Here is a 5,013-nt window from a genome sequence, read left to right on the forward strand (position 1 = left end):
ACGTCGCCGGCGCGCCCGAGCCAGACCCCGTCGACGCCGCCCTGCGCGGCGGGGGCCTCGCCGCCGGGGCGGACGCGCTGACCGCGCCCATGCCCGGCACCGTGACCGTCGTCAAGGCCGCCGTGGGCGACCGCGTCGCCGCCGGGCAGAGCCTGCTCGTCGTGGAGGCGATGAAGATGGAGCACGTCATCGCCGCCCCGCACGCCGGCACCGTCGCCGAACTGGATGCCGTCGCCGGCGGGACCGTGGCCATGGACCAGGTGCTCGCCATCGTCGTACCGGACGACGCACAGGACGGCGCAGATGCACAGGGCGACGGGCAGGACGGCGCGCAGGGCGAACCGCAGGGCGAACGACAGGAAGAACCGCGATGACCCACTCCCCCCTCCCCATGCGCGTGCCCGCCGCCGGGCTGCCCGCCCGGGTCCGTATCCACGAGGTCGGGCCCCGCGACGGCCTGCAGAACGAGAAGGCCATCGTCCCCACCGACGTCAAGGCCGACTTCGTGCACCGCCTCGCCGCCGCCGGTCTCACCACCGTCGAGGCGACCGGCTTCGTGCACCCCAAGTGGGTCCCCCAGCTCGCCGACGCCGGTGAGGTCCTGCTCCGCCTCACCGACCTGCCCGGCGGCGTCCACGTCCCCGTCCTCGTACCCAACATCCGCGGCCTGGAGCGCGCCACCGCCCACGGTGCCGACCGCGTCGCCGTCCTCGCCAGCGCCACCGAGACCTTCGCCCGGCGCAACCTCAACCGGACCGTCGACGAGTCGCTCGCGATGTTCGACCCGGTCGTCGCGCGGGCCAAGCGGGAGGGGCTGCACGTCCGCGGCTACCTCTCGATGTGCTTCGGCGACCCCTGGGAGGGCCGCGTCCCCCTCGACCAGGTCGTACGCACCGCGCGTGCGCTCGCCGACATGGGCTGCGACGAGCTGAGCCTCGGCGACACCATCGGCGTCGCCACCCCCGGCCACGTCGGCGCGCTGCTCGACGCCCTCACCGCGGCCGGCCTCGGCGTCGAGCGGCTCGGCGTCCACTTCCACGACACGTACGGCCAGGCCCTGGCCAACACCCTCGCCGCGCTGCAGCACGGCGTCACCACCGTCGACGCCGCCGCCGGCGGCCTCGGCGGCTGCCCGTTCGCCAAGAGCGCGACCGGCAACCTCCCCACCGAAGACCTCGTGTGGATGCTGCAGGGCCTCGGCGTCGAGACCGGCGTCGACCTCGACGCGCTCGTCGCCACCAGCGTCTGGATGGCCGACCGCCTCGGCCGCCCGAGCCCGTCCCGCACCGTGACCGCCCTCTCCCACAAGGAGTGACCCCGATGACGCCGAGTCTGGACCACCGCCTGTCCCCCGAGCTGGAGCAGCTCCGCCGCACGGTCGAGGAGTTCGCGCACGACGTGGTGGCGCCGAAGATCGGCGACTACTACGAGCGGCACGAGTTCCCGTACGACATCGTGCGCGAGATGGGCCGCATGGGCCTGTTCGGCCTGCCGTTCCCGGAGGAGTACGGCGGCATGGGCGGCGACTACCTGGCGCTCGGCATCGCGCTGGAGGAGCTGGCGCGCGTCGACTCCTCGGTGGCGATCACGCTGGAGGCGGGCTGCTCCCTGGGCGCGATGCCGGTCCACCACTTCGGTACGGAGGAGCAGAAGCGCACCTGGCTGCCGAAGCTGTGCTCCGGCGAGATGCTGGGCGCGTTCGGGCTGACGGAGCCGGAGTGCGGCTCGGACGCGGGCGGCACGCGCACCACGGCGCGCCTGGACGAGGCCGCCGGCGAGTGGGTGATCAACGGCACGAAGTGCTTCATCACCAACTCCGGCACGGACATCACCGGCCTGGTCACCGTCACCGCCGTCACCGGCAGGAGCGAGGCGGGCAAGCCGGAGATCTCGTCCATCATCGTCCCGTCCGGCACCCCGGGCTTCACGGTCGCCGCCCCCTACTCCAAGGTCGGCTGGAACGCCTCCGACACCCGCGAGCTGTCCTTCTCCGACGTCCGCGTCCCGGCCGCGAACCTGCTCGGCGAACGCGGCCGCGGCTACGCCCAGTTCCTGCGGATCCTGGACGAGGGCCGCATCGCGATCGCCGCGCTCGCCACCGGCCTGGCGCAGGGCTGCGTGGACGAGTCGCTGGCGTACGCACAGGAGCGCCACGCCTTCGGCCGGCCCATCGGCACCAACCAGGCCATCCAGTTCAAGCTGGCCGACATGGAGCTGCGCGCCCACACCGCCCGCCTCTCGTGGCGGGACGCGGCCTCAAGGCTGGTGCACGGCGAGCCGTTCAAGAAGGCGGCGGCGCTGGCGAAGCTGCACACCTCGACGGTGGCCGTGGACAACGCGCGGGAGGCGACGCAGATCCACGGCGGTTACGGGTTCATGAACGAGTACCCGGTGGCGCGGATGTGGCGGGACTCGAAGATCCTGGAGATCGGCGAGGGGACCAGCGAGGTGCAGCGCATGCTGATCGCCCGCGAGCTGGGCCTGCCGCCCACGCCCTGACGGCCGGCCGGCGGCCCCCGGGGCAAGGGCGGTGCTCACGGCCAGAGTTCCGCCTTGTGGACGTACCGGAAGCCGGACCGCCACTGGAGCTCGACGTACGCCATCGGCTTGTCCTTCGGGTTCCCGTACGCGTCGAAGCCGATGGGCCCGCTGAGGCCGCGGGCCTCCTTCGTGGTGCCGAGCTGCAGCAGCATCTGCCGTACCGCGCCAGAGTCCACGGGGTCGTCGCCGTCCGGCCCCGTGGCGTACTCCACGGCCTTGACCAGCGCCAGCATCGCGTCGTGCCCCATGATCGCCTGCCCGCTCTGGAGCGGCCCGTCGCCCGCCGCGCAGGAGCCGCGGGGGGCGCCGGGGCGGAAGTCGGCGCAGTAGCGCTCGGCGAAGTCCGCGAGGGCGGCCGGGTCGCCGGCCTTCGGGTGGGCGTAGGCCGTATACCGTATGCGCAGCCCCTGGGCGCCCCAGCGCTCCAGGTCGGGCGAGTCGAAGTAGAGGCCGAGCGCGCTGGATCCCGACACCACGGCCAGGTCGCATCCGGGCTGGTCCGCGAGGGCTTGGACGAACTGCCGCAGGGCGCGCCCGCGGGCGGCGAAGTAGACGGCGTCCAGCTCCTGGCGGGCGCGGCAGACCTGGTCGGCGATGTACGTCAGCGCGTTGGCCGTCGAGCTGCGGCCGGACTCGAAGGAGTAGCCGTCGTCGGTGGCGAGCCGCACGCCGCGCTCGGCCACCGCCTTCTCGAAGCCGTCGCGCAGCGCCCTGTTGTACGTGTCCCCCGCCTTGATGTCCTTGACGACGTCGACGCGGTAGCCGGGGTCCTCGCGCTGCCGCTCGTCCAGCTCGCGGGCGGCTATGGCGGCCTGCTGCGCGGTGGGCTGGGAGACGCGGAAGAAGTCGGGGTCCTTGCGGGCCAGTTCGTCGGCGGCGACCGTCGCCCCGACCATCGGTATCCCGGCGCGGCGCAGCCGCCGCACCGTGGCGACGGTGGACTCGACGCTCTGGCCGAGGCCGGTGACGGCGACCAGGTGCTCGTCGCCGCGGGCCCTGTCCTCCAGGTCGCGGACGACCCGCTCGTAGTGCGCCCCGCCCTCCCCGGTGTTGGCGAGCAGCAGCCGCACCTTCGGCGAGGGGCCCTCGTCCGCACGCGGGTCGTCGGCGTCGAGCCGGTTGTGCGCGCGCTGGGCGAGGTACGCGCCCTCCAGCGCCTGGCGGACGACGGTCGGGTCGCGGTCGTCGGCCCGGCCGCCGGCGCCTGCGCCGTCCGCGCCGTGGGTCATGGACTCGACGTACGCGATGCTCACCGACGCCGCGCCGGAGCGCTCGACGCGCTCGTTCTCCTCGCGGATCCGCCGGGTGACCTCGTCCAGTTCCCCGTCGAAGGAGTACGCCCCGTCGGTGACGCCCACGCACTCGCCGCCGAGCCGCACGACCCCGGCGGCGCACTCCTCGTCCCCGCCGAACGTCCGCGGCAGGAACCAGGCCAGCGCGCCGGCCGCGACCAGGGCCGCGAGCACCACCGCTCCCCAGGGCGTCGTACCGCCGCGCCCCAGCCGCCGCTCACTCACCGGGCTTCTCCTCGTACTGTCGCGCCTGGTCCAGCAGCGCGGGGGTGCCGCCGCCGAAGGGTCCGTACGCCAGCGTCATGAAGCGGGCGTTGATCTCGCCGTAGAGCTGGCCGTAGAGGTCTTCGAGCGGATTGCGGTACGGGTCGCCGACGTGGTCGGTCTCGGGCGACTCGGCGGGCTCGGGCGCCATCCAGCTCGCCACCAGCAGCCGGGTCACGGTGCGCTCCCTGCTCTCGACCTCGTCGGTGCTGAGGAAGCCGAGCAGCCCCTCGTACCGCTGCTGCGGCGAGTCGGCCTGCGGGGCGTGCGCGTGGATGCGGGCGCGTACGGGCGCGCGGCGCAGCCGGACGAGCAGGCGGCACCAGCGGGTGGCGTCCGCGCCGCCGAAGCGGTCGTTGAGGAAGCGGGCGGCGGCGTGCAGGTCCTCCAGCGCGAGCCGGTGGTACGCCTCGATCTCCGGCAGCCCGCGCTCCGCGGCGTCGCGGCGCAGCGCCTCGTGGGCGTGCCGCCAGCCGCCGGTGGCCTCCAGGCGGCGCAGGAGGAGGAGCCGCAGCAGCGGATGGAGGGTCTGCAGCGGGCCGTCGGCGGCGCTGTCGCGGGTGCGTACGTGCATGGTCTGCAGGACGTCGCCGGAGAACGCGCCGACCGCGTTGCGCAGGGCCGTCTCGCCCTCCTCCCACAGCGGTCCGGCGGCGACGGCGCGGGCGAGGTCGGTGGCGGCGGCGCAGCGCGGCAGGGCGTCCCACAGTCCGGTCTCGCGGGCGTCCCGGGGCAGCAGGCGCTCCAGCAGGGCGGTGACGAGGGGCGAGTCGGGGGCGAGGGCGCGCTGGATGCGGGTCTCCCACGACTGGCGGTCGTCGGTGGCGAGGAGTTCGTCGAAGAGGTGGCGGGTGGCGAGGGGGTGGCCGCGGGTCACCTCGTACGCGGCCCAGCCGAGCCACTTCACGCCCGCGTC

The 5,013-nt window shown here is 74.4% G+C and carries 4 protein-coding genes and 1 pseudogene; 3 read left to right on the forward strand and 2 right to left on the reverse strand.

The genetic code is table 11. The features are described 5' to 3' along the window. The 3 genes from H5J30_RS17285 to H5J30_RS17295 all read left to right on the forward strand — a co-directional run. The coding region (locus H5J30_RS17285; protein ID WP_181788320.1) for an acyl-CoA carboxylase biotin carboxyl carrier protein subunit at window positions 1-374 on the forward strand (374 nt) is incomplete at its 5' end. Further along, window positions 371-1,315 carry a hydroxymethylglutaryl-CoA lyase gene (locus H5J30_RS17290; RefSeq protein WP_181788321.1) on the forward strand — a complete coding sequence of 315 codons (945 nt, stop codon included), beginning with the start codon at window positions 371-373 and terminating at the stop codon, window positions 1,313-1,315. The genes H5J30_RS17285 and H5J30_RS17290, both read left to right, overlap by 4 nt. 17 nt (window positions 1,316-1,332) lie before the next feature. Continuing rightward, entirely contained in the window at window positions 1,333-2,499 is a 1,167-nt protein-coding gene (locus H5J30_RS17295; protein ID WP_181788322.1) for an acyl-CoA dehydrogenase family protein, read from the forward strand. Between the two features lie 35 nt (window positions 2,500-2,534). Here the strand turns inward: H5J30_RS17295 and H5J30_RS17300 are convergent, their stop codons facing one another. Beyond that, entirely contained in the window at window positions 2,535-4,058 is a 1,524-nt protein-coding gene (locus tag H5J30_RS17300; RefSeq protein ID WP_309505555.1) for a type 1 periplasmic-binding domain-containing protein, read from the reverse strand. Further along, a pseudogene (locus tag H5J30_RS17305) lies at window positions 4,051-5,013 on the reverse strand (ATP-binding protein); the annotation flags it as partial. The pseudogene H5J30_RS17305 and the gene H5J30_RS17300, both read right to left, overlap by 8 nt.

The sequence above is a fragment of the Streptomyces phytophilus genome (assembly GCF_013870535.1).
GTDB classification, from domain to species: Bacteria; Actinomycetota; Actinomycetes; order Streptomycetales; family Streptomycetaceae; genus Streptomyces; species Streptomyces phytophilus.